The sequence below is a fragment of the Salmonella sp. SJTUF14076 genome, assembly GCF_015534835.1.
Lineage (GTDB): Bacteria > Pseudomonadota > Gammaproteobacteria > Enterobacterales > Enterobacteriaceae > Salmonella > Salmonella enterica.
Window position 1 is genome coordinate 37,842 of record NZ_CP064675.1, and the last position, 21,515, is coordinate 59,356.

Sequence of the window (21,515 nt, forward strand, 5' to 3'; positions counted from 1 at the left end):
TAAACAAAAGGATCATCAATGCAAAATCAAAATACCCCCGCTCAGGAAAAACACACCGTATACCTTTTTAATGCTGAACATGCTGACAAGACAGCCGCCAAGCAAGCCGGGAAACTCTTCACGCTGGACATTGAACACCCAATGACCCTCAACGATCTCTCGCTGCTGTGTGAGTCGGTCGCGGACGCTGTGGGAGCACCTGGCGGTATTAAATATGAAATCACAACAGAGCCTAATGGGGTTCAGGAGGAATACTGAATCAGTGTGGTGTGAGTCCATTTTAATTTGAGGTTTCATGAGTTCTATCGAGAGGCTGAAGTATGACTTTGAAAATGGGAAGTCCCCGGACTTCCAAGCCTGAGGGGCCATTTGTATTAATCACTTTTGAGGGGGACGAATTTCTTTTTGATGACAGACATAATGTCGTCAAGATAAATGGCAGGCCTAAAAAAATGGATGTAAAGCGAAATTATTTTGAGTCCGATCTGGGAGAAGGGAAAGCGAAATACTGGACTTTAAATATCGAAGAGGCTCATCGGTTCAATTCGATTGATGAAGCGACAGAACAACTTTGTAAACTGAATCGCCCTCATCTGATCAAAATTCGCAAAGTTGAGGGGGTATCTGAATGACCAAAGAGATGTTTTTACGCATTTTAAATGAGGCACAGGCTCGTGTGGATAACGATTCGCTTCCGCTTGATGTTCGTATCCGGTCACGCACCACGGTAAATGATTGCGTCATCCGGGCAGATAAAGAGGGGTGGCCTATTGAGTATAAACAGAAGGTCTGGGTAGAGGCAGTCAGTGGCTGTTAACTTCAGCGGTTACTTAAGCCAGCTCCTGTGCCCGTGAGATTAGTAAAGGCGGAAAATGATATGGTCAAGGTGATAAATATCAACGGGAATTTAGTTGAGTTACCTGAGCCCTCAGCAAAGTTATCCAAAGCGGAATCACCTGATGGTAGGTTCTCAAAACCTAAAAATAAGATCTCTAAAATACAGCGAGCTGAGCTGCGAATGAAATTTGGGGGGCGTTGTGCCTATTGTGGTTGCAAGCTTCCTGAAAAAGGGTGGCATGCCGATCATGTTGAGCCTGTTCGACGCGACTTTGAACTGGTGAGAGCCCCGGTCGGCAGCGGCGTAACTCATGTTGCCCGAAGTACGGGTAAGGTTATGCACCCTGAACTGCATGCAATAGAAAACTTATTTCCATCATGCGCTCCCTGCAACCTTTTTAAAGGAGCTTTTAGTGTTGAAGGAATGAGAAATGAAATTACCAAACAGGTTGAACGGGCTCGCGCATATAGCGTGAATTTCCGTACCGCAGAACGTTTTGGTTTGCTTCATATTGTAGTAAAACCGGTCGTCTTCTGGTTTGAGCAGTATAACGAACAGAAACAAAACGAATAATTTCTCAGAGACATAAAACAAGTCAATCAACAGTGGTTAACCAATTAAAAAAGTCTATTAACTATTTTGATGCTGCTGAGGATCTGCCAGTTATATCCATAAAAGGAGAAAATGATGTATCTGCATCTTGTGCCACGTATTCTTCACCATATGAAAAACAAGTGTACTCTCATGTCCGTGTCTGTCCCTGAATTGTCACTTGAGCTTAAAGCTGATTCGCTGGTGGCAATGAAACCCTATCCCAACAAGACCTACCACGTTGGCATGCTGAAGGGGCGACGAGCATTAAATGGCTTTCTGGTAAAGAGCCCACGAACTTTAGCTGAGTTCACAATGATAACGCTCTGGGAAATAGACGGCTTTGGGGAAATTAGTCATACCGTAAAAACGCTCGTTCAGGACAACGACTATGACCTGGTCTCCCACGATGTCCTTTTGGCACATGCATACCATCAGACGGAGGAGGGATTGGGGTACCGTGTTCATCCATCCTATGACAGTTTAGCCCCTGTCGATTTTGAGCCAACAATGCAATCCCGGTACATAAAGGAATCCGACCTTTCTCACGACGTATGGGAAACCTATTCATGGGGGGAATTTCTGCGTTCGCGTGAAGAGACATTTCTGGCGATGACCATTTCTTCTTCTCGTTTAAACCACCCTGCATTTATCAGAGGAAACCGGCTTCCTCAAACTGACCAGGCCATCATTATTAGTTCCTAACTCTGCCTGGAATAAAAGTCAGACGACGGGTCAGATTTCTAGCATCTAATTAAATGAATGCCCGGTAAGCCGGGCTTTGTCTATTCAGCAATCAGCTTCTAAAATATAGTTGCTAACCGAAATTCACTCCTCCAGCTTGTTAGCTAAAGTGCTTACTTATGTATAATAATTTACGTCTGGTTATAAATTTTTTTGAATCATTTAACACAACGTCTTAAGGATACATAATGTATAAGTTCACTCCCGTCCAAATTATTGCTGATTATATACTGAGGTTTCTTAAAAATAATGCGGATGCCAAGCTTTACGAGGCAATGCAGCGGCTTGAAACAAAAATCGGTCAGTTTATCGCTGATGGGGTTGATGAACATCAACTACGCTCTTCATTAAGCAAAGCCAGTCGATCTCGTTCCAGGGCGACTCTTATACAGGAGTGTGAGAAACTTATTTCGTAAAAAGAGCATCATCCGGGAAAGTTACTTTAACGATAAATGGCTCCCTTCTTATCGGTTTAAGTTGACGGCCATCCCTACTAAAGCCATCATAAAGCTTGATTAGCATTCGAGTGTAGCACAACTGATTTTCATAGAGTCTTTATCCATTCTCCAGTTCTCTAACTGTATAGGTTCTATTCATGCCCAATAGCTTCGATAAGCCGCAGACGCGCCCAGCACATAACTCTGATGCCGAACCCTTTTTTCCCAAAAACCTTGGTTCGTTTATAGAGCAGGTGTCCGGAAGAGATCTGGCAATGCTCACAGAATCCGAAAAAGAACAGCTTGCGCACCTAATCAAAATTGGACGGAGATATGGAGTTTCTGTAGCTATCGTTCCCGATACAGACTCTGCTGAGCTTCATGAATTACTGTCTAATGCCGGTTCCATTGAAAGGCAGTTTTCCATCTATGAACGCATCCAGACGAAGATTGCGTTCACACGGTGTCAGGAAGCATAAACAAAGTGAGAAATACAACTACGTGGTATGACGTTGTACATGTTGAAATCATTACAGGCGAGCGAGACGGCAGGATATGGGTGCTGAAGCTCTCCTGTGGCCATACAGTATTTCGTCGAATACCTCCTCTTCGTCTTCATAGCCTCACCGCTTTTTCTCTGCGGGAGCCCCCAGAAAAATGTCGGTGCTCCCTTTGTAATTCGAATCCAAAATAAAACCTTTTTAAGGCCCCAAACTGAATATCACTGGATAAATCAACCTCTACAGCGTTCAATCATAAACGCTAAATTTATATTTCATTCATTCTATTTTAAAAGCGATATAAAAGACGGAATCCGATTTAGTCTGTTTGATGCTTAAATCATCTTTAGTGCCCTTTATCTTTTACACAGCGACTTTAACATTAACCTGAGCAGAAAAGTTGTTTTCAAACAAAGTGCGAAAACTTTCTGCTCAGGTTATTAGCCGGGTAAGCCACTTTGTTATATTTGTTTCACATTAACAGAGGAGGCGATATGCAAATTGAAAAGGTGATGTCATTACTTGAAGTGCTTTCAAGCTGGCTTGAAGATAACATCAATATGGATTCTGAAATTATCTTTGATAATGACGAAGATAATACCAACTCAGAAATTCTGTATCCTGCTGTAGAAAAGGCTAATGCCGTTTTGCGCAAAATGGCATCTTTATCTTCAGATTCTGTTCATGCAATTCGACAGCGCTTGCAGCTTGCCGTAGAAGGCAAAGCTGAATTGTCCCTCAAGGATGTGGGAGAGCTTCTGCTGGCAACAAAGTATCTGATGTTGTCCACTGAAGAGGGAGAGTAAGCCTGTGACCACTCTCGTATTTGAAATGGCGGATATTAATAAACTGATCGAAGAAATTCGCACCGCAAAAACGTTTTCGGTCACCGCAGATCAGATCTATGACCCGGCATGCTATCCGGGGGGAGCCCTCCTTAACGCTGAGGGACAGACTGAAGAAGAGGCGCGTAAAGCTGGTAGGGTTTTCTTTCCCTCATCCTCAAAAATTGCCAGCACACATCTGGTGCCAAAAGTGCTTCTCGCGCACAGTCATGGTGTATACCTGATCACTAATGCTGAGCTTGAGGGCTCTCCCGCATCCCGCGATACTGTGGCTTACGCCCAGGGGATGAATCCAAAACTGGATGAGGACTGGGATTACGCTTGTGATGCCGCTTTGGGTGGGTCTGATTGTAGCTATACCATTCCCGTTGAGTGGCTGGAGTTAGCGGTAGAGCAGGGTTTTCAGGAGTTTCGACTTCGAATGAGTGAAACCAAGATCAAACTTGTCACTAAATAGTATGTCCTTGCTGTTGCCAGTCAAACATTGTCCGCCAGTCGAGCTGCTGGCGGATTGTTTTATATAAGGAGGGGAAGGTATGTCAGGTTTAAGCAGTTCCGCCCAGAAGCTTACAATGGCACAGATTTACGTGTTACGACGGATGGCATCCGGCACGGTCTATGATATCTCTGGCAATTTCAGACGGGCCAGAGAACGGCGTACGTTTATGGGGAATCCTGATGATGTGACGTGCAGGAGCTCTCCGGTCCTGTTCCGGCTCGGCCTCGTGGAGTTATGCCAGCCAGCAAGCCATCTGGAGCCAGGTTTATACTATCGGCTCAAGTTGAGCTCCTCAGGGCATGAGGCTCTCAAGGCGAACGCACACCTCTAACATTTGAGATAGTTCGTTCGCAGCCAGGAAAGTAACTTTCACCTCAAGTGTGACCCTTACTACCTCATTTATGAGTAAACCCCCCCTCTGATATGTCGAAAATGCTCATTTATACGAAAATAGTTTCTCTTCAGGTGTGATGTAATTACTGAGAATTCTCCCTGAATGGAAGGCAACCGATGAAAATGTTTTTTACCCCTTATGTTCGTATCGTTTTCTATTTTTGCGCATTGATTTTTATTGTTTACAGTTTCAGTGATTTTTTCCAGGGCGTCCCTGACAGCACCTTCTTCAGTGCGGTCATCATGCTACTTGTTATCGGAACCATTGTTGCCCGGCATCTGGATCGCAAAAAATCTCTCAAAAATACTTCACAGATTTAAGTTTCAACTCAGGCCACTCTCGGGTGGCTTTTATAATTTAATAAGGACCGGTTCATGCATAACCACGAAATTCAGACCATTGCTATATTTAGTGCCCAGTATAAAAACATCGAAGATGCTGAAAATGCAGGTGCTTTATATTCTGTAGATATTGAATATCCGATGACACTAAATGATTTATCGCGGCTTTGCGACTCTATTGCCGAAGCAGTAGGTGTGCCTGGCGGCGTCAAATACCAGTTCGTGTCCCAGCCGGAAGCGCATGAAACCAGCTTCTGATAACCAGTAACCAAACTGCCTAAAAGCAGGTGCAAAGCCATGAAACAAACAAAGTCTTCTATGTCACGTATTGTGCAGCTGTACGACGGGAGCCGATACGGAAACTGCGAGCAGGCTGATAACGAAGGAGAGCTTTTTACGGTGGTGTTGAATAAGCCTTCGCAGATCGATGACATCCGTAAAATCGTAGACACAACCGCCGAAGTACTTGGCAAAGCTTTGCCAGTACTCCTCTTATAAAGCTTACATCCGTGAAGGATAATTACGGTCTTACTACTTTCAGTTTTTCATTCCAGTGCCGTCCATTTTAATTTATCGATTTTAAGCGGTCGGCGCTATTTCATCGTTTCTTTTCCGACTGTAATTCCTTATATATAGGAATATTTCAAAGAATTTTTCTCAGGTTATTTGTGGCGGGATGCCAGTTGTTATAATGATTCCACATAATCTGGAGAGTTAATCATGATCACATCTCTAATGAATTTCCGCGATTTAACCGGAGAGGCAGTCATCCAGGCGCGGCAATGCGTTATTAATGCGGAGATCGAAGCGGCCCGGGAAAAGGTAATTCATGCTCGTTCGTTATTCGAAGCGGGTATACATAATGTTGTAAACGGTAGTTCTGGCATTAAGGCTGCGGCAGCACATTTTCTGGTGATAAAACGTTTACAGACTGACACTCGGTATCTGGATGCGGTTATCACTGATAACCTTTGCATGTTTTCTCCTGAGGGTTATCTGTATCTGTTTATGCAACAGCGTTATATGCGATAAAACAATGTGTTAGGGAAGTATCTTGCCATTAAAAATATTAAAAAGGTGACTTGATGAAACCATTTGGACTTGCCGGAAAACCCCGGCCCGAACCTTGCGGCTGCTGCTGGTATACCCGTGAGGACTGCCCTTACGTCAGCGCAAAATAGATCTATCGCCGCAGGCAGCGCAAGGCAGAACGCCAGCGTCAGCGCAGCACCATTGTGATGGCCGTTTCTGAATTTCGCTGACTTCTTCTGGAAATATCATTTTTTCTCCAGAAGAATTTTAAAATAAAGGGAAATCTCTTCACGGGTATCTGATGTTTATTGTTTATGGTAAATTGCGCCACATTAATTTTTGTGGCGCAGTTCGTGTTGGCTTAAGGATATAATATGAAAATCAGCCAGCTGGAATCCGGGATGCAGGTTTGGTCTGTAACCCGTACCAAAATGGGAAATACCACCATTACAACGGTCATTGTCCACCCCGTTGTCATTATAGAAATTCATGATAATCATGTGATTGCTCGCTGGAACGGCAATGCACCACGTCGTTTTGGAGAAACGGCTATCAGGGGCTGGAAGAAGGAGAAGCCCCTGCTTGTCCGTGAACCTTTCGGAAATGCTCGCCTGGCCACCCGGGCTGAAAAAGCCGCTATGCAGGAAAAAGAGTAATACCCCTTTTAGCATCCACAATTTCAACGTCCATCTGCCTTTAACCTTGCCTGTTAATAACGGAATCCTTTCTGACTGGCCGGATCCCACGCATAACCTGAACTGTTGGCTAACCGTCTTACAGCCAAATTCCCTCCTTTATCTGGCAGGAGTGCGTCCGTGAGCTCTGTATGATCTACGTGTTTGTTCAGTAGAGCACATAACAGGAGTGGGGTATGACTGAATTAAATAAAAGCCCGTCCGGTTTTTCCGGAGCTGATGTCAGTAAAGAACAGGCTGCCATAAGGGCACTTGTAGAAAGAGTAGTGACCAACTATCGCAGCCGGACAGCACCTGATCGGGTTCAAAAGGCTTCGGTAGCGTTTAATGGGGGATTAATCCTGACCCTGATGCTGGCCTTGTCGCTATTGGGCTACCTTGTGGCGGAATTGTTCAGGGGGTATGTTGCGGATAGTTCACCCTATGTGCCTGGTCTAAGTTATTCGCAATTTTCGATGCTGATGATCGTTGAGCTGTGTCTATGCTTTCTCGCATGGTTTTTGGTTGTCACAGGGGACTATCCCCGGCCGTGGATATTTCAGGTAGTCCCGATGGAGCAGTACTGGTTCTTTGACGAAGTGGATGACGACGATCTTGCCCGGCTTTCCTGTAACCCTTACATCAAGCGCTGGCTACTTGATGAAATGTCCGGTATTCATCGACTGACCTACACGAGGCTGCATGATCGACTGGAGCGCATCTGTAATATTCCATCCCATCTCGAATACAGCCGTATTCAGGCACATAAGCTTTCCCTAATCAACGGAACCAGTGCCTCCTGATCCTACCATTGCATCCGGAAATTAAACGGGCAGGAACTGCACTGTATGTTCCGACCAAGCAGCTGCCCGTTACCCTTTTCTTTAGTGTAAAAAGACTGTCTCCGACAACCGGAAGTGACTCATGTCAAATAAATTATAAATCAATGATTTATGCAGGCAGGGTGTTTGGCTGATCAGGGCAGAGTGATATAATGACGCTGGTGCTGGAGGCTTTTGCCCCAGCCAGCGGTAACACTGTTTGACTGTGGTAAAAGCAGAAAGCCCCGAGTAATTTTTCAATTAACCTGTACTGCACCCATTTTGTTGGACGATGAAATGGAATAGCCCCTGATATGTCAAAGCCAAAATACCCTTTTGAAAAGCGCCTTGAAGTCGTGAATCACTACTTCACTACTGATGATGGTTACAGGATCATCTCGGCACGTTTTGGTGTCCCCCGAACCCAGGTCAGGACATGGGTTGCCCTCTATGAAAAACATGGAGAAAAAGGTTTAATTCCCAAACCTAAAGGTGTTAGTGCTGATCCTGAGTTGCGTATTAAGGTCGTGAAAGCGGTGATCGAGCAGCACATGTCCCTTAATCAGGCTGCTGCTCACTTTATGCTTGCTGGTAGTGGTTCTGTAGCCAGGTGGCTGAAGGTTTATGAAGAGCGCGGAGAAGCTGGTTTACGCGCGCTCAAGATTGGCACCAAAAGAAACATTGCAATATCAGTTGATCCAGAAAAAGCGGCATCAGCATTGGAGCTGTCAAAAGACCGACGCATTGAGGATCTTGAAAGGCAAGTTCGATTTCTTGAAACGCGGCTTGTGTATCTAAAAAAGCTGAAAGCCTTAGCTCATCCCACGAAAAAGTGAAAGTACTCAACGAGCTAAGGCAGTTTTATCCTCTTGATGAGCTTCTCAGGGCTGCGGAGATACCGCGCAGTACGTTTTATTACCATCTAAAGGCTCTCAGCAAGCCTGACAAGTATGCGGACGTTAAAAAGCGTATTGGTGAGATTTATCATGAGAATAGAGGCCGATACGGATACCGTAGGGTAACGCTGTCTCTTCATCGAGAAGGGAAACAGATTAACCATAAAGCTGTTCAGCGCCTGATGGGAATCCTCTCACTGAAGGCAGCGATTAAGGTCAAGCGATACCGCTCTTACAGAGGAGAGGTAGGGCAAACCGCCCCCAATGTTCTCCAAAGAGATTTCAAGGCTACGCGGCCAAACGAGAAGTGGGTTACCGATGTTACTGAATTTGCAGTCAATGGGCGCAAGCTGTATTTGTCTCCAGTAATAGATCTCTTCAACAACGAAGTTATTTCTTACAGCCTTTCGGAAAGACCAGTGATGAACATGGTCGAGAATATGCTCGATCAGGCATTCAAAAAGCTTAATCCTCACGAGCATCCTGTTCTGCACTCTGACCAGGGATGGCAGTATCGTATGAGAAGATATCAAAATATCCTTAAAGAACATGGTATTAAACAAAGCATGTCCAGAAAAGGCAATTGTCTGGATAATGCTGTGGTGGAGTGTTTCTTTGGAACCTTAAAGTCGGAGTGTTTTTATCTTGATGAGTTCAGTAATATAAGCGAGCTGAAGGATGCTGTTACGGAATATATTGAATACTACAACAGCAGAAGAATTAGCCTGAAATTAAAAGGTCTGACTCCAATTGAATATCGGAATCAGACCTATATGCCTCGTGTTTAACTGTCCAACTTTCTGGGGTCAGTACAACCCGAGGCCCCTGTATGCTAGTCACACACAGCGTAGCCTCTTGCCTGCTTAAATGCAAGGAGAAGAAGGCCATGAAAATGCCGAACCAACCCATTGTTTTGTGCATATTAATAGTTTGTTTAACGCTGTTGATATTCACCTGGCTCACACGAAACTCGCTTTGCGAGTTGCGGATGAAAGACGGAACAAGGGAGGTATTTGCTATCCTGGCCTACGAATCCGGTAAGTAGCTGACAAAGAGGGGGGCAACCCCCCTCTTTTCAGGGTGTGGATTAGTATGCCATCGGCACCTTTTGAAAGGGTTCCTCTAAAGCGGAGGAACCCTTTTTTCTTTTAGTGAAAAGATTGTGGTTAGTAACGTTATGCAGGGTAAGCGTTCATATCAGCGGGCCACCAGCCATCTTTCATTCCCATCATGAAATTGCGGTTCATTGTGCCCACAAACACTCAGCTGGGCACCGTTCCGCTTCATGCAGGTCCGGTGCATCTTCATTTTCAGACGCTAAGCTGATCGGGGTGCATCGTGGAGCAGTGATGCCAGAGGGAGAAATTGCAACCGTGAAATCAAAACTTATCATTCGGCTACCGGGCAGTGGTACTCACCTGGCAGAGCATGTATTTATATCCGGGCCTGGCTGATGCAGCCCTTCATACCTTCTGCTTCTCAAGGACACGGCGGAGTTTTTTTACCTGGGACGCAGTGGAAAGTGTGCCGGTTCTGGGATGGCATGCGCTTGCCTTTTCATCAGGTTTAAGCTCATAGGCTAATGCCAGATCGTTCAGAGCCGCCTCAGCTTTCAGCAGGGCCTCAATGGCCGTGTTCAGGTATACAGTTCGGCTCTCATGGTTCATCAGTATTGTCCTCACAAGGGTAAAATGACAGGCGATACCTGCCGTTTACCCTTTGTCTCCGTTAAGAATGGCATTACGGCAGGCTTCCCAGATAACCTGGGCATTAGCATCACACTCCACGAACCCGCCGCACTGATCGTATATCACCTGGTATACCTCTGGGGGAATCTTCCCAGGCGCAACCGGAGTTGAGCGTTTGCCTTTATGAATCTCATCTGCGGTATCACAGACAGCGTCGAGATGCCGCGACATCCACTCAGATAATTTCAGACCCTCTCGATTTGCCTGTTTTACATAGCGAACCTTTCTGGAAACCGTAGATCGCATCTGAATCTGTGTCACAGCTGGCACATCTTCTTTCATGGCATTCTGTAATGCAGCTTTGGGCTTTTTCATGTTCATGGTTGCTTTAAATTATTCTGGAGTTCGTCTGTTATAAATGCTGCCGTGATCTGTCAGCGTCGCTTAAATAGTTTATCGCCTTCCGCCAGTTCGCCGTTGAGCTGTTCAATCACACTCCAGATGAGCCGATCATCCGGCGTTGAGCCTGCACACTCTTTCACGACCGCCACGGGTCTAAATTCTTCAGGGTCTGCCTGCCCGGAGGTGAAGAGCCTGCTCTCAACCCAGTGGGCCCCCTCTGTGCAGCAGTGGCAACTGGTTTCAGGTGGTTCATCCAGACCGTCCACTCCACAGGCTGAGCAGGTGAACAGTTTGCGAGACCCACCAGCCAGTGGCGTATCGCAAGCTGCTGGAAGTGCGCCAGCATTGCGCCAGTAAAGCACATGATTTGAATCGTAGCAGTGTCCATGAAGCAGAAGCGAAACGCCGCAACTGCGAGTTTCAATGGCTTTGCCTGTGCCAAGGTATTGCCCGATTTCGTCCCATACGTCCACTAAGGTGTCAGGCAGCGGACGCGTAACAGGGAACTTAGCGCAGTCGTCCGGGGTGCCTTTAATGCAGCAGAGGGCCGAATACGCAAGCTCCTGCATTTCGTAGGAGTACTGACCACATACCACGCGTTCCAGTTTGTCGATTAGTTGTTCTTTATTCATCATACTTAGCCTTATTAAACAAATTCATTACACCACTGGCACCATCTGGGCAGGAGCAGACTGCGGCCCGGTAGTAGAGCCGCAGGGGGTGTCGCTGGACTAACAGGCGCTCAGTGAGTCCCGCACTTCCTCATGACTGGTCATATTCAGAAGAAGCTTTCCAGGGCAGCGTGGTTCCGCCTGTGAACGGGTGACGTCTTCATTGAGTGCCTGGATATGAGCAGATTCAACGGTCCTACGCTGTACGACATGGTTGCTAAGGTTGAATTCGCACTGGAGCCTTCTGGCATCAGAATCCGCGTTCATTGCAATGCGTTCATCAAAGCGGCGGTTCATTCGCAGAGCCTCTTCGTGAGCTGCATCAACAAGGGTGCGTCTGGTGACATAGTCGTTACCAGCAAAAAACGATAGCTGAGCGTGTTCCGAAGAGTAGTCGGAGCTTCCCTTACAACGGGCAATCGCGGCTTCAGAGTGCAGGATTAATGAACTCAACCGTGAACAGACGTCATTGATGGTGCCTGTTTTCAGACAGTCGTGGATAAGTGTCCAGGCGGAAATGCTCAGCGGGCGGCTGGTGGTCACATAGGGATTGTAATGATCAACCGTTACGATTGTACGCAGTGAATGAAGCGATTCGGACTGCGTACGTAAGTCACGGCGAACAGTAGATGCCACCGAGGCAACATCTTTACATTCTTTGTCGGACATCGAGTCCAGTACGCGGATCTCCACCTCTGCCGCCTTTGAGGCGATATGCGCACTAATCTCCCCCTTAAGACGTTTGTAGTCAGCCTTGAAGCTTCCCACGCTGTCAATATCGATCCAGTAACCACAGCTGTAACCAGCATTACCAAACTCGTCATCTTTCTCATAGTTCGGACAGCCGTCATTGCTCCAGCCAGCTTTTTCCAGCAGCTCGTCAATAGCGACCAGCTCAGCCATTGGTGCATGTTCGATAATGAAATAATGGACACGGCCCCAGGCATATGCGCGTGAACGGCCATCAACAGAAGTATCAGAAGTCGTCTGACGGGAAAGTTTCATGAGGTACTCCAGTTCTGCCCGGTACCGCCGGGGCGGTGGTGCGAAAGCCGCACCATGAATGACACTATGATCCTCCTGACTTCTATTGTCAATACAATTGAAGCGGCGTTTTATTTATTCATTATTTGGACCCGGCTCGTACGGAACGACCGTCGGGACTTGCCGATCTTTCTACGGTGAGCAGGGGAAGGGAACATCCCAACGCTTGTTTCCAGATGTGCAGCCTGGGAGGGCGCAGAATGCCTGACAGAATCATCGTGCAGCGGTGGCGAAAGACCCGACAAACGGGAAAAGCATCCTTTTATTCCAAATCCAACCTCAGCTTTTAATTACGCCAGTACGTTTCCTAAACATGCCAAATCGGTCTCTTATACGCCCGGATGGGCCCGATGAAAACGATAAAATGAGAAAAAGAACCCGACACATCGCTGCTCTCTGGGAAAGCCGGTCAGCAGATGGAGCGCCAGAAACTAAATCCGCTGGTTTTAATAATGATTGAGGAGAACAAGATGAAAGATAACAAGACACGTCCTGTAGACTCGTATGCTCATGCTGATTTCATGGAGTCCGTCTTCAGCAACCTCAGGGCTTTCTGTGATGCGGAATGCCAGCGGCTAACTGCCGGTTATCCCCCAACTGTCAAACCAGAACAGCAAAGCACTGACGGCCAGCTGTCGGCGGCATAAAGCATTACCTGCCAGTTCGTTCAAATTTCTGCTTCCTTAAGCCCGGGCCAAAAGCCCGGCTCAATCCAAAAACTGAACGTACCAGTTTACCTCTATATCTCCTGAATCCCCTGCGACTTACAAGAGACCCGCACCGGTTTAGCCATTCCTGTCCTGCCACTCTCCCATCACTGGCCCAGACAACCGGAAAAGTAACTTTTCTCTCTGAGTCACCTTCTGAACCAGTTATTTTGCTTAAACGTAAAAACGGCCCACTGTTGTGAAGATTTAAAACGGACGGATCGAGTAGTATTGCCTCAGGAAAATTTTTAAAAAAAGTTACTTTTTCTTCTCCGCAACCTATTAGGAAAAATGTCGAACCTGGTATTGTTGTGTTGTAGCGCAGTTAAACAACCAACCAAAAAAGAGAACAAAAATGTCCGCAATCGAAACTGAAGTAAAAAACAACAGCAACGAAATCAGCCTTCGTGGTTACCTGGAACGCACTGGTAACGGTGCCCGTAAAGGCAACGGCCTTATCATTGACCCTTCGGTTGTTGTAGAGCAGGAAGGCTTTAACACCCGCACGGCCGGTATGGGCGAGCTCTACTATTCAATGCCTCACGTTGTGGAACACCTGAACAGCCTGGCCGATGCCTACATGGAAGACCCGTTCAGCGTGACGCCTATCGTTGTTCAGATGGTTAATGGCGTACCTGTACTGCGTCAGGGGGCTTGCCGTATCCGTTCCATCGCTATTGCAAACCGCCAGCTGGAAGCAGAAGGGCGTGAACGCATTACTCGTATTCGCTGCGAAGAGTTTCGCGGTAGCGCTTCAAAAGCAGAACTCTTCACCCTGACCGGCAACTCCAACCTGGCGCTGTCTGTCGTAGCTGAAGCGCTTTCAATTAAGCGTCTGGTTGAAGATAAAGAAGAGCCTAAGACCTTTGCGGAACTGGCAAAAAAACGTGGTAAATCAGAGCAGCATCTTCGCCAGATGGTTCGCGTACTGGACCTGCCTTCTGAACTACAGACCATGCTTGTGAGCGATCAGGTGAGCATGTACGTTGCACTGGACGAGTATATGTACAGCGGTGAGGATGCGGTAGATAACATCAACAAAGCGATCTCCATCTATGGCAAGGCGACGAAAAACACGCTGAAATTCGTCAAAGCTGCCAAGGTAGAAGAGCGCATGGCAGATCCGCAGACTCCGGAAAACATCGGTGCTGAGCAACCGGCAGATGATACTACCGATAACACCCCGGTACCGGATCAACTGAACGATGAAAGCAATACGGAGACGCTGGATACGCCACCGGTACAGGAACCGGCTCCAGCTCCAAAGGACAGCGCTCCTAAACAGAACCCGGCAGGTAAAGCACCTTCCATGTCCAGCGTTCTGAACAAAAAGACTGTGACCGTCATTGCAGACACCGCGATCCCGATTTTTGAACGTATTGCTGAAGAAGCCAAGCTTAAAGAAGGTGAATCTGTCAGTACTGATACTTACACGCTTGTTCTGACCAATGATGAAATGAACGATATCATCAACGCTCATGCTGACCTGAAAGAGTACCTGCGTAAGCATGCTGATAAGATGAACAAGGGACAGTCATGATTTTCTGACCGACCCCTCCATCCGGACGGGTCGGTAACTTTTTCAGGACAAGGGGAAACAGGGCAATGAAGAAGGCTGTTATCAACGTAGACAAAACTAACCCACTGCCAGTCCTGACGGATTCGGTGACCCGGGTAAGTATTCAGTGCACGGCAAAAGATGAAAACGGGGCAGGGATCGAAGTGAATATACTCGACCTGATTCAGGATCATGATACGGCTGAAGTGAAAGTGCAGTTTGGGAGCTCGCCTGTTCAGGCTCTGGCGATGCTCCGCCGGGTTATGACAGCACTGGAAAAGCAGGCAAACGCAGAACTGAATACAAACCACTATTCGCGTATGCAGTGATCTACTCTGGCAATTTCATCCATGCTGCCTCTGATCTGTCAATCGCGGGCGAAACCTCAGGATGAATAACGCTGATGTTAGCAGCTGGTGGAACAAACAGACTTAAATGGAAAATTGCAGTGAGTAAAACAATGCGTAACGTTGTTGCGGGTTACATTCAGCCGCTAAGCGGTTCCCGGACACTATGCTAAGCGTGGTCAGACGAAAGCTCAGCAGTATCGTCGACATGCAGGAGACCGTCAGACAGTCCTCACAAATGCTTGAGTCTGATGCAGCCATATTCCTGAAACGCGCCATAGTTGCGAGGATGCTTCAAAAAATAAAATATCAGGATAGTGAAGTTTTAAAAGACTGCCTTGGCGATTTTTTTATTTATGAACAACGTGAAAAATTGCGCCGACTTGGCGTGATTACTAACTGGGGGATTAATAAAACAGCAGACGGGAAGAATAATAAGTTGTGATAACTCAGTAAATATTAATTTAAAAAGCGTCTTCAGAAATAGAAAAAATGCAAATTATATTGCTACGGGTTATTAGCCGCTGAGGCTGTTTACATATAATACTTCTAAACAGGAGGTATTATGAAAAAACAACTGGCGTACGCTTCAAACTGTTCTGACAGTCTTTATTCGTATATTTATCGCACTCTGCAAAAACGGGCTGGTGATGAGAATGAAAGCCTTTATCAGCAGGCCATTTCCCGCTGCCGTACAGCTAAACAAAAAAAGAAACTGGCCGGGTATTATGCCGGTCCATGGCAGCTGCTTTTCAACGCGTGGTGTAACAATCGCGTCCCTAACACAGCGGTGCTGGCTCTTCTACTCCAGCAGTGCTTATCTCATTTCCAGTGCGAAGAAGTGATCGCAGCCTGGCAGTAACCCTATCAAGCCCCTTCGTATAGCGGAGGGGCAGGAGATATCTCATGTACAGAAACGACAGAAACGTGGATTCCTTCAACCTGGTTAATGCTCTTCAGCCGGTCTTTCGTAACACCGGCTGTGGGATATTTGAATACGATCGTAAAAAGCAGAATGAAACCGCTGATTCAATCTTACGAGCGTTGGCGTTAAATGCCGATTTCGCGAGGGCCTTAAAACAGTACGTCCGGATTAATTCTGTACGACGGGTTGTTCAGTTCGATGACGGCTCGGTTCGCTATGGTATTCATGCCGAATTTGAAGGGCATGATAAAATTAATTCCTTCCGTATTTTTAAAGATGAAGATACAGACGCATTTGACTCCTATTTTTATTTGGTTTGCGATAATAAAGCTGAGCTGGTGGATTTTAAAATGAACTCTCTCGATATTCAATTACAGGCTGTTTTTGAAAAAGTGACAGGTATTTATCTGTCACATTAAATATTCAAATTTTCAATCCTCGGGCTGATAGACAAAAAACGCACTTTAGAATAAAGATGAGATGAATATGAAAAACGTAAATATTTTGACTACCGATATCGCGGCCATTAATGCTCTTTCTGGCGTAGAACTGACGGACTTTCTCACTGCCGGGTATCAGGTAAACTGGTCAGGAGAAAGGGAGGTTTCGCTGGTGGGCTTTCCGTGTTTAGCAAGCAACAAGCAGCCGGTAGAAGTTGGTCCCGGTATTTTCATTAATCGCGTGTACAGCAAAGACAGCCAGTCTCTGTGCGGGAAATTGCGCTATGACCTGTCTAATGGTCTGGCATCCGGCGCATTTTCATTTTTCTCCCATTCAGGCTGGTATGGGGGATTCCGTGTCGTATCCTTCCGTGACAACGGGCCAGCTGCGTTGATCAACATTGGCATTGTCCATGAAAATGTTTTGAATGCGTTTTGTGCTGACTTCCCCCGGGCCAATGTGAGCGTAAACCGTTTTCATTGTGGCATGACGCTTGAGCAGATCCGCATGTTCATTTCAGACACCGCTTACGATATGCCGCTTTATAACAACGAGTCTGACTTTCGCAGGCTCGCCAGTTAGCATGGAGACTGGCTTCAGTGCTTACGCCTAAAAACCAATGAGCGAAGTGGCGGAACCGGTTGGCTTCGCCCAGTTGGCGTGAGCGATTAGTTCTATACGGGAAGAAGTCATAGTATTCTGAAATGATAGTTATCTCATACGAACGATAGTAATGGAGTTTCTTAATGGGCGTTGATATCTGCTGGCGATTTCAAAGGGAAGAAAAGCCTGGTAAATGGATTAATTTATCAAGCAATTATAAAGGGGACCGATCATATCTCCACTTTGCCTGGCTCGGATTTGATGTAGATCGTGAAAGGGCGAGCACATCAGCAGTTTTTATCCACGCATTACGCGGATTACCTGATGATATACCGTCCGAAGATGATGATTTATTCGGTGAACATTCATACTCATGGCTGACTTCGGAAGAAATTTTGTCAGCCATACCACCCGATAACGCCGGAGAGGTGATCCAGGAATTTGTCGAAGAAGTAAAGCGTCTCCACGTGGAGAACGGCAGCGTCCGTTTCGTCTTTGGATTTGAAGGGTAACCCGTAAGAAAGTAGCTATCTTACCCGGCTAGGTCTCCAATCTCTCAGATGCTCAAAGAGGGCCGGGCATGGTGCCCACACATCCCCTACCATTCCGATTTGATATTCGTCTAATACACCCTTTAAAGAAAACAAGCAGACGGCAATGAGACGTCGGATTAGCGTCAGCAAATATGAGACGTCAGTAGTCGATGTTTGTCCTGCGGAACGTGAATCTGTTTACAGGGGGTAAAGCCGTACCATCCATGAGGGCTCAGAGAGCCGGGGTCTCCTCCAGATCACTGGAAGTTATTGACTCTGGCAGGCCTATCCCTATGACTTTTTCCCGGATGGCAAATTAAGATCGAACAGGGCCAAATTAGTACTCTTTTCTAAACGGAAATACTGAATCACCCTGATATAACTGGTCTCTCACAAGACAGGAGATCATCAATGGAACGTGTAATATTTTCAGTAATCTTTTTTATGATGCTGGGCGTACCTTTTTACCTTCTTTATAAAATTGCCCGGGACATTTTTGGGACCGCCGGTGCTGGTGAGCCTGCACAATTGCCTCAGGGCAAGCAAAGACGCTCAGGAGGCGCTGGTTCGGGTTCGATCTGGCAAGGACACCATCTACAGGGGAGCAGCCATTTGAACCCCCTCGGAGGTGATTGTAATGGTGAAAATAGCATAGCTGGTGGTTGTGATGGTGGCGGTGGAGGAGGAGGAGGAGGAGGTGGTGGTGGTGACTGATAGCCTGCAATTTTAACTATCAGGATGAAACCCATGTCCAGCAACCGGAAAAAGAATTCATATCAACCGAAAAGCCCTGCCTTAAAGTGAAGCGTATTAAACGTGAAGGATGCTGAATTAGAGGGTATCGGTTTTATACTGAAGCGTAACTGGAAGAAGGATCTGAAATTAACTATTACGGAAAAGTAACTTTCTGACTCACCACGTACGCCCCTCGGTTATGCCATACAGTTTGATACGAAAACAGATCAGTAAGTAGATTGCTATACGCCGGAGAGAAGTCTATTTTTCATACACCGAACCTGTTTGGCCTGCAATGGAAGCAGGTATAATAATCACATACAAAGGAGGGCATTATGAATAAATTTTTATACGTGCTTTTGGCCTGGATTGTTGTGCTTTTTATCGCCAACAAACTGCTCGCAAGACGTAAGCCCAAGACGGTTAAAATCCTGGTACAGCGCAACGGGAAAGCCGCAGAGGTTGATGCTGTAGTGGTTCAGGGTTCAAAGAGAGCTAACAACAGTTCTGTTGCGGACAGCGACGCGGTAGATAGTTATTTTGAAATGAATCCTTACTCCCGCGAAAACCAGTCGAATGGTTGGGCTATGCTGGCCAGAGACGATGACCAGCTTAAATAATCAGTTGAGTGTGATGTGTAAAGCAGCTTAAAACTCTAAATGGACGAACAGGGGAGGTGACAAAGATGACAACCAATACAACAACGACCACCTACCGCTCAGAAGAAATCGTGCCGTTCAGACGGCCCAAAGGGGATCTGGATAGTCGGTATATGCCTCAGGTGTATGCAATGGTGCGGAACTGGGCAAGTAACCCTGCTCAATATGGTGAGGGTGTACTGGCCTCCTACCGCCAACCGGCAGTAAACCTTGCCTACCAGGTAAAAGGAACTCGTGTTGTTTTAATTCTGGTACCAGTAGAGTGCGAGCCACCTGGAGTGATAATGACGGAAACAGTCCTGTGGCCGTCACTATCACTTGTAGAAGTCTTGCAGACCTTGCAGGAGGCCTGGCAAAATATTCCGGCGTTAAACCCCTGACGACTTCTGTCAATATCACCGGCTAGTGATTTACCTCTCTGCTGGTGGTCAGCCCGCCTAAGTTCAAATTATCTCTTTCTAAATTAGCCCGGATAAAAATCGGTCCCTCTAAAATAGCCTGCCCTGAGTAGGCTACGTCATACAAAGCGTTGGCCAGTCACCAGCTGGCTGGTGGCCATAATGCTCCACAGGATAAACCGTATCAGAACTACGCAAAGAAAAAGCCCCAACAATTTACCGATGGGGCCTTTTGCAGACATTTTACAGCCTTACCAATGATAGAGCGCTAAGGCTTCTGCTTAGTGAACAGACTTGCCCACAGATAATGGATAAAGTTGAGCAGAATGTATGTTACTCGTTGCTCGAATTTCATCGGGGCTTTGTACTTTGTCGTTATGTTGTGAATATGAGTAAGGTCCGTATAGAGCCCTGGCGACTTCCTTGTTGACTTCAACACCGAACAGATGTGCTGAACAGACTCCGGTGTGAACAACCGTAGCCCTCGTCGTTGTTTGACTTTATGGATAAAATCGTCCATCCCCATACATAACCATTCCGGCTTGATGCCATCAAACTTACAACGTCCGTTTATGATGACGACATTGATACATTCCAGTTCTCTAGCCTTAAGAGCAGACTGAATAGCCCTGATGTGCCCCTGGTTTTGCTTAAACGGGTTCTGCAACTTGAGGGTTCGGGACTGAGTCCATTTCCGCCAGTGGCTTTCCTCCAGAGTACCGTAGAGCTTGCCTACGTAGTTTTTCTGCTCTATGACGTATATACCATGTGGGGCTACGAGAATGTGATCAACCTGAGTAGTGCTATGAGCCGACAACTGAAAGGTGAGATCACTAAGTAGCCCCTGAGCTTCTTCAGGAAGCCCAGATTCAATTGCCTTTGCAGTCCGCCGTTCCGCTATGGCAGAGGTCATAAAACCCAACAGACACAGCAACACGACGAAAATAAGGATAATGAAAGCTACCCCCGTAATGCTCCACAGCAGATTGAAAGCATCCATGTTACCTCACAGAGGGGTAGCTGGTGGCATTAACAGATTCTACCAAGCGGGTAGTGGTACCGGTAAGGCTCTCAATATTTGAAGACAGGCTCATCAGCATGCCGAGTGCAGAACGGAGATTACGATGAGGCTCATTGTAGTTTTTGAACGTGTCAGTGGAGTACATTTTTGAAAGACGTGTACGGATCTCTACTGACGTAAGATCTCCATCCACCAGGCCGTACTTAACTGCCTGAGGTGTTGGCCATACACGGCCTGAATAGAGAGAAACAGCATCGGCATCATGACGCGAGAGAAGCTTTTTACCCCGTCCAAGTTCAACATCAGTTATAAATTTTTCATGCATCGTGTTCAGGATCTCCTTCTGCATGAACTCCCTCGTTGAATCGGACAATGGGTGGAAGGGGTCAAGAGCATCTTTGAACTCACCGGCCGTAAGGGGCTCATTCTTGACGCCTACTGTGCTCATGATCTCTGACAGATTCCAGTGGTCCATACGCACACCGATAGAACCGATCAGGGCATTACTGTCGGCATAAATTGCATCAGCGGGCGATACCGCGTAATAGCATGCGGATGCGCATATGCCTTTCACACTAACGATGATTGGTTTATATGAGTCTGCGATATCAGAGAAAAAACGACCGGTACCGCTGGAGAGTACTTCGAGGGAGTTTTGCTTCGACCGTGCTTCATCGCCACGTTCTGTGCTCCCGGTTTTGTTACTCTTGTCAGCGGCTACAGATGAAAGAGAGCAACCGGCATCTGATACGCGTTCAATCTGTGGCTGGTGGTTTTTAAGCGCGTTTATCTGGCGGTAAATAATGATGGCGTCAGAGGGACCACCACCACCTGACTCTGCCTCGATAATAACTGCTTTGGCATGGGGATTATTGTAAGCTTTGGCAAGAGCTGTTGCGATCACTGTTCCATCGCCCGTTTCCGAGCCGGTACCCATCTCGCCAGAAATCCGTATTACAGCTATATGGTCTTTCTTCCCTTCAGCGTCCTGCCATTGTTCGTAAAGATTGTAGAAAGAAAACCCTACAGCGGTCATGGCAATTAGCGACATAGCAACTTTTGCCGTGGTATGAATGCGAAACATCTTATAAAAACGGTCAGCGTTATCATTGAGCGATTCTTTGATATTTGTAGGGGACTTCCTTTTTTTACTGCTTAACATCTGACCACC

At 46.7% G+C, this 21,515-nt stretch carries 34 protein-coding genes and 1 pseudogene; 29 read left to right on the plus strand and 6 right to left on the minus strand.

Annotated elements, in window-relative coordinates; all coding sequences use genetic code 11:
* Nucleotides 1-18: 18 nt before the first annotated feature.
* The 18 genes and pseudogenes from HU143_RS22830 to HU143_RS22910 all read left to right on the plus strand — a co-directional run bounded on the left by HU143_RS22830 (nt 19) and on the right by HU143_RS22910 (nt 9,657).
* Complete coding sequence (locus tag HU143_RS22830; protein ID WP_001180999.1) at nt 19-258, plus strand: hypothetical protein; 240 nt, start codon at nt 19-21, stop codon at nt 256-258.
* Between the two features lie 62 nt (nt 259-320).
* Complete coding sequence (locus tag HU143_RS22835; protein ID WP_000172889.1) at nt 321-632, plus strand: hypothetical protein; 312 nt, start codon at nt 321-323, stop codon at nt 630-632.
* On the plus strand, nt 629-817 hold the full coding sequence (locus tag HU143_RS22840) for a hypothetical protein (protein ID WP_000159618.1): 189 nt from the start codon (nt 629-631) through the stop codon (nt 815-817). The genes HU143_RS22835 and HU143_RS22840 overlap by 4 nt, the downstream gene beginning before the upstream one ends.
* Nucleotides 818-877: 60 nt before the next feature.
* Nucleotides 878-1,411 (plus strand): HNH endonuclease, encoded by a 534-nt coding sequence (locus HU143_RS22845; RefSeq protein ID WP_000241454.1) that lies wholly within the window; start codon nt 878-880, stop codon nt 1,409-1,411.
* A 111-nt stretch (nt 1,412-1,522) separates the two neighbouring features.
* Nucleotides 1,523-2,134 (plus strand): DUF6012 family protein, encoded by a 612-nt coding sequence (locus HU143_RS22850; RefSeq protein ID WP_077248242.1) that lies wholly within the window; start codon nt 1,523-1,525, stop codon nt 2,132-2,134.
* A gap of 227 nt (nt 2,135-2,361) precedes the next feature.
* On the plus strand, nt 2,362-2,589 hold the full coding sequence (locus HU143_RS22855) for a hypothetical protein (RefSeq protein ID WP_000276410.1): 228 nt from the start codon (nt 2,362-2,364) through the stop codon (nt 2,587-2,589).
* A gap of 179 nt (nt 2,590-2,768) precedes the next feature.
* Nucleotides 2,769-3,089: a hypothetical protein gene (locus tag HU143_RS22860; protein ID WP_001133831.1), complete on the plus strand. Its 321-nt coding sequence runs from the start codon at nt 2,769-2,771 to the stop codon at nt 3,087-3,089.
* Between the two features lie 515 nt (nt 3,090-3,604).
* The gene (locus HU143_RS22865; RefSeq protein WP_001165367.1) at nt 3,605-3,916 is read left to right on the plus strand and encodes a DUF957 domain-containing protein; all 312 of its coding nucleotides are present in this window, start codon (nt 3,605-3,607) and stop codon (nt 3,914-3,916) included.
* 4 nt (nt 3,917-3,920) lie between these two features.
* Nucleotides 3,921-4,412 carry a DUF3085 domain-containing protein gene (locus HU143_RS22870; RefSeq protein WP_001424592.1) on the plus strand — a complete coding sequence of 164 codons (492 nt, stop codon included), beginning with the start codon at nt 3,921-3,923 and terminating at the stop codon, nt 4,410-4,412.
* 552 nt (nt 4,413-4,964) lie between these two features.
* The gene (locus tag HU143_RS22875; RefSeq protein WP_000781545.1) at nt 4,965-5,168 is read left to right on the plus strand and encodes a hypothetical protein; all 204 of its coding nucleotides are present in this window, start codon (nt 4,965-4,967) and stop codon (nt 5,166-5,168) included.
* Between the two features lie 54 nt (nt 5,169-5,222).
* Complete coding sequence (locus tag HU143_RS22880) at nt 5,223-5,447, plus strand: hypothetical protein (RefSeq protein WP_000551490.1); 225 nt, start codon at nt 5,223-5,225, stop codon at nt 5,445-5,447.
* Nucleotides 5,448-5,486: 39 nt separating this feature from the next.
* Nucleotides 5,487-5,687, plus strand: coding sequence for a hypothetical protein (locus HU143_RS22885; RefSeq protein WP_000814954.1), 201 nt, complete (start codon nt 5,487-5,489; stop codon nt 5,685-5,687).
* 222 nt (nt 5,688-5,909) lie between these two features.
* Entirely contained in the window at nt 5,910-6,221 is a 312-nt protein-coding gene (locus HU143_RS22890) for a hypothetical protein (RefSeq protein ID WP_001424621.1), read from the plus strand.
* Nucleotides 6,222-6,595: 374 nt separating this feature from the next.
* The gene (locus HU143_RS22895) at nt 6,596-6,877 is read left to right on the plus strand and encodes a hypothetical protein (protein WP_000703843.1); all 282 of its coding nucleotides are present in this window, start codon (nt 6,596-6,598) and stop codon (nt 6,875-6,877) included.
* Between the two features lie 215 nt (nt 6,878-7,092).
* Nucleotides 7,093-7,698 carry a hypothetical protein gene (locus tag HU143_RS22900; protein ID WP_000137793.1) on the plus strand — a complete coding sequence of 202 codons (606 nt, stop codon included), beginning with the start codon at nt 7,093-7,095 and terminating at the stop codon, nt 7,696-7,698.
* A gap of 332 nt (nt 7,699-8,030) precedes the next feature.
* Nucleotides 8,031-9,400 (plus strand): IS3-like element IS150 family transposase gene (locus HU143_RS22905; RefSeq protein WP_087522250.1). Its coding sequence is split into 2 segments (ribosomal slippage): nt 8,031-8,511 and nt 8,511-9,400, totalling 1,371 coding nucleotides; the frame shifts between segments, so codons are not numbered across the junction.
* Nucleotides 9,401-9,479: 79 nt separating this feature from the next.
* Nucleotides 9,480-9,590 (plus strand): annotated as a pseudogene (locus HU143_RS24695) (DUF5431 family protein); the annotation flags it as partial.
* Nucleotides 9,538-9,657, plus strand: coding sequence for a type I toxin-antitoxin system Hok family toxin (locus tag HU143_RS22910; RefSeq protein ID WP_223165953.1), 120 nt, complete (start codon nt 9,538-9,540; stop codon nt 9,655-9,657). The pseudogene HU143_RS24695 and the gene HU143_RS22910, both read left to right, overlap by 53 nt.
* Before the next feature lie 418 nt (nt 9,658-10,075).
* On the opposite strand, the gene HU143_RS22915 is transcribed toward HU143_RS22910, so the two are convergent.
* The 4 genes from HU143_RS22915 to HU143_RS22930 form a co-directional block, all read right to left on the minus strand.
* Nucleotides 10,076-10,279 (minus strand): hypothetical protein, encoded by a 204-nt coding sequence (locus tag HU143_RS22915; protein ID WP_001015182.1) that lies wholly within the window; start codon nt 10,277-10,279, stop codon nt 10,076-10,078.
* 45 nt (nt 10,280-10,324) lie between these two features.
* On the minus strand, nt 10,325-10,675 hold the full coding sequence (locus tag HU143_RS22920) for a hypothetical protein (protein WP_000743060.1): 351 nt from the start codon (nt 10,673-10,675) through the stop codon (nt 10,325-10,327).
* A 59-nt stretch (nt 10,676-10,734) separates the two neighbouring features.
* Entirely contained in the window at nt 10,735-11,337 is a 603-nt protein-coding gene (locus HU143_RS22925) for a hypothetical protein (protein ID WP_001424602.1), read from the minus strand.
* Between the two features lie 96 nt (nt 11,338-11,433).
* The gene (locus HU143_RS22930; RefSeq protein WP_000778030.1) at nt 11,434-12,378 is read right to left on the minus strand and encodes a DUF5417 domain-containing protein; all 945 of its coding nucleotides are present in this window, start codon (nt 12,376-12,378) and stop codon (nt 11,434-11,436) included.
* A gap of 509 nt (nt 12,379-12,887) precedes the next feature.
* Between HU143_RS22930 and HU143_RS22935 the strand changes: the two genes are divergently transcribed.
* The 11 genes from HU143_RS22935 to HU143_RS22985 all read left to right on the plus strand — a co-directional run bounded on the left by HU143_RS22935 (nt 12,888) and on the right by HU143_RS22985 (nt 19,305).
* Nucleotides 12,888-13,064 (plus strand): hypothetical protein, encoded by a 177-nt coding sequence (locus HU143_RS22935; protein ID WP_001371930.1) that lies wholly within the window; start codon nt 12,888-12,890, stop codon nt 13,062-13,064.
* A gap of 415 nt (nt 13,065-13,479) precedes the next feature.
* Nucleotides 13,480-14,664: a hypothetical protein gene (locus tag HU143_RS22940; protein ID WP_001272970.1), complete on the plus strand. Its 1,185-nt coding sequence runs from the start codon at nt 13,480-13,482 to the stop codon at nt 14,662-14,664.
* A gap of 65 nt (nt 14,665-14,729) precedes the next feature.
* Nucleotides 14,730-15,011 carry a hypothetical protein gene (locus HU143_RS22945; protein ID WP_000710431.1) on the plus strand — a complete coding sequence of 94 codons (282 nt, stop codon included), beginning with the start codon at nt 14,730-14,732 and terminating at the stop codon, nt 15,009-15,011.
* Between the two features lie 184 nt (nt 15,012-15,195).
* Nucleotides 15,196-15,474, plus strand: a complete 279-nt coding sequence (locus HU143_RS22950; protein WP_000953953.1) for a hypothetical protein — start codon at nt 15,196-15,198, stop codon at nt 15,472-15,474.
* Nucleotides 15,475-15,594: 120 nt separating this feature from the next.
* On the plus strand, nt 15,595-15,891 hold the full coding sequence (locus tag HU143_RS22955) for a hypothetical protein (protein WP_000744346.1): 297 nt from the start codon (nt 15,595-15,597) through the stop codon (nt 15,889-15,891).
* Between the two features lie 44 nt (nt 15,892-15,935).
* Entirely contained in the window at nt 15,936-16,373 is a 438-nt protein-coding gene (locus HU143_RS22960) for a hypothetical protein (RefSeq protein WP_000286107.1), read from the plus strand.
* Nucleotides 16,374-16,440: 67 nt separating this feature from the next.
* A complete protein-coding gene (locus HU143_RS22965) occupies nt 16,441-16,977 on the plus strand; it encodes a hypothetical protein (RefSeq protein ID WP_000800252.1) in 537 nt (178 codons plus the stop codon).
* A gap of 164 nt (nt 16,978-17,141) precedes the next feature.
* Entirely contained in the window at nt 17,142-17,510 is a 369-nt protein-coding gene (locus tag HU143_RS22970; RefSeq protein ID WP_000537761.1) for a hypothetical protein, read from the plus strand.
* A 432-nt stretch (nt 17,511-17,942) separates the two neighbouring features.
* Entirely contained in the window at nt 17,943-18,245 is a 303-nt protein-coding gene (locus HU143_RS22975) for a hypothetical protein (RefSeq protein WP_000442694.1), read from the plus strand.
* Nucleotides 18,246-18,601: 356 nt separating this feature from the next.
* On the plus strand, nt 18,602-18,886 hold the full coding sequence (locus tag HU143_RS22980) for a hypothetical protein (RefSeq protein WP_001032029.1): 285 nt from the start codon (nt 18,602-18,604) through the stop codon (nt 18,884-18,886).
* A 65-nt stretch (nt 18,887-18,951) separates the two neighbouring features.
* On the plus strand, nt 18,952-19,305 hold the full coding sequence (locus HU143_RS22985; RefSeq protein WP_000210769.1) for a hypothetical protein: 354 nt from the start codon (nt 18,952-18,954) through the stop codon (nt 19,303-19,305).
* Nucleotides 19,306-19,591: 286 nt separating this feature from the next.
* Here the strand turns inward: HU143_RS22985 and HU143_RS22990 are convergent, their stop codons facing one another.
* Nucleotides 19,592-20,323, minus strand: coding sequence for a nuclease-related domain-containing protein (locus tag HU143_RS22990; protein ID WP_000338612.1), 732 nt, complete (start codon nt 20,321-20,323; stop codon nt 19,592-19,594).
* Nucleotide 20,324: 1 nt separating this feature from the next.
* Nucleotides 20,325-21,506 carry a S49 family peptidase gene (locus HU143_RS22995; protein WP_000952983.1) on the minus strand — a complete coding sequence of 394 codons (1,182 nt, stop codon included), beginning with the start codon at nt 21,504-21,506 and terminating at the stop codon, nt 20,325-20,327.
* Between the last annotated feature and the right edge of the window lie 9 nt (nt 21,507-21,515).

Excerpts from the sequence above, each read along its gene's own strand:
- HU143_RS22840 (WP_000159618.1), top strand. The coding sequence starts at position 629 with ATGACCAAAGAGATGTTTTTACGCATTTTAAATGAGGCACAGGCTCGT.
- HU143_RS22955 (WP_000744346.1), top strand. The coding sequence starts at position 15,595 with ATGAAAAAACAACTGGCGTACGCTTCAAACTGTTCTGACAGTCTTTAT.
- HU143_RS22850 (WP_077248242.1), top strand. The coding sequence starts at position 1,523 with ATGATGTATCTGCATCTTGTGCCACGTATTCTTCACCATATGAAAAAC.
- HU143_RS22865 (WP_001165367.1), top strand. The coding sequence starts at position 3,605 with ATGCAAATTGAAAAGGTGATGTCATTACTTGAAGTGCTTTCAAGCTGG.
- HU143_RS22975 (WP_000442694.1), top strand. The coding sequence starts at position 17,943 with ATGGAACGTGTAATATTTTCAGTAATCTTTTTTATGATGCTGGGCGTA.
- HU143_RS22935 (WP_001371930.1), top strand. The coding sequence starts at position 12,888 with ATGAAAGATAACAAGACACGTCCTGTAGACTCGTATGCTCATGCTGAT.
- HU143_RS22985 (WP_000210769.1), top strand. The coding sequence starts at position 18,952 with ATGACAACCAATACAACAACGACCACCTACCGCTCAGAAGAAATCGTG.
- HU143_RS22920 (WP_000743060.1), bottom strand. The coding sequence starts at position 10,675 with ATGAAAAAGCCCAAAGCTGCATTACAGAATGCCATGAAAGAAGATGTG.
- HU143_RS22995 (WP_000952983.1), bottom strand. The coding sequence starts at position 21,506 with ATGTTAAGCAGTAAAAAAAGGAAGTCCCCTACAAATATCAAAGAATCG.
- HU143_RS22950 (WP_000953953.1), top strand. The coding sequence starts at position 15,196 with ATGCTAAGCGTGGTCAGACGAAAGCTCAGCAGTATCGTCGACATGCAG.
- HU143_RS22965 (WP_000800252.1), top strand. The coding sequence starts at position 16,441 with ATGAAAAACGTAAATATTTTGACTACCGATATCGCGGCCATTAATGCT.
- HU143_RS22830 (WP_001180999.1), top strand. The coding sequence starts at position 19 with ATGCAAAATCAAAATACCCCCGCTCAGGAAAAACACACCGTATACCTT.
- HU143_RS22835 (WP_000172889.1), top strand. The coding sequence starts at position 321 with ATGACTTTGAAAATGGGAAGTCCCCGGACTTCCAAGCCTGAGGGGCCA.
- HU143_RS22875 (WP_000781545.1), top strand. The coding sequence starts at position 4,965 with ATGAAAATGTTTTTTACCCCTTATGTTCGTATCGTTTTCTATTTTTGC.
- HU143_RS22855 (WP_000276410.1), top strand. The coding sequence starts at position 2,362 with ATGTATAAGTTCACTCCCGTCCAAATTATTGCTGATTATATACTGAGG.
- HU143_RS22880 (WP_000551490.1), top strand. The coding sequence starts at position 5,223 with ATGCATAACCACGAAATTCAGACCATTGCTATATTTAGTGCCCAGTAT.
- HU143_RS22895 (WP_000703843.1), top strand. The coding sequence starts at position 6,596 with ATGAAAATCAGCCAGCTGGAATCCGGGATGCAGGTTTGGTCTGTAACC.
- HU143_RS22940 (WP_001272970.1), top strand. The coding sequence starts at position 13,480 with ATGTCCGCAATCGAAACTGAAGTAAAAAACAACAGCAACGAAATCAGC.
- HU143_RS22885 (WP_000814954.1), top strand. The coding sequence starts at position 5,487 with ATGAAACAAACAAAGTCTTCTATGTCACGTATTGTGCAGCTGTACGAC.
- HU143_RS22845 (WP_000241454.1), top strand. The coding sequence starts at position 878 with ATGGTCAAGGTGATAAATATCAACGGGAATTTAGTTGAGTTACCTGAG.
- HU143_RS22990 (WP_000338612.1), bottom strand. The coding sequence starts at position 20,323 with ATGGATGCTTTCAATCTGCTGTGGAGCATTACGGGGGTAGCTTTCATT.
- HU143_RS22960 (WP_000286107.1), top strand. The coding sequence starts at position 15,936 with ATGTACAGAAACGACAGAAACGTGGATTCCTTCAACCTGGTTAATGCT.
- HU143_RS22860 (WP_001133831.1), top strand. The coding sequence starts at position 2,769 with ATGCCCAATAGCTTCGATAAGCCGCAGACGCGCCCAGCACATAACTCT.
- HU143_RS22970 (WP_000537761.1), top strand. The coding sequence starts at position 17,142 with ATGGGCGTTGATATCTGCTGGCGATTTCAAAGGGAAGAAAAGCCTGGT.
- HU143_RS22980 (WP_001032029.1), top strand. The coding sequence starts at position 18,602 with ATGAATAAATTTTTATACGTGCTTTTGGCCTGGATTGTTGTGCTTTTT.
- HU143_RS22900 (WP_000137793.1), top strand. The coding sequence starts at position 7,093 with ATGACTGAATTAAATAAAAGCCCGTCCGGTTTTTCCGGAGCTGATGTC.
- HU143_RS22930 (WP_000778030.1), bottom strand. The coding sequence starts at position 12,378 with ATGAAACTTTCCCGTCAGACGACTTCTGATACTTCTGTTGATGGCCGT.
- HU143_RS22915 (WP_001015182.1), bottom strand. The coding sequence starts at position 10,279 with ATGAACCATGAGAGCCGAACTGTATACCTGAACACGGCCATTGAGGCC.
- HU143_RS22945 (WP_000710431.1), top strand. The coding sequence starts at position 14,730 with ATGAAGAAGGCTGTTATCAACGTAGACAAAACTAACCCACTGCCAGTC.
- HU143_RS22925 (WP_001424602.1), bottom strand. The coding sequence starts at position 11,337 with ATGATGAATAAAGAACAACTAATCGACAAACTGGAACGCGTGGTATGT.
- HU143_RS22890 (WP_001424621.1), top strand. The coding sequence starts at position 5,910 with ATGATCACATCTCTAATGAATTTCCGCGATTTAACCGGAGAGGCAGTC.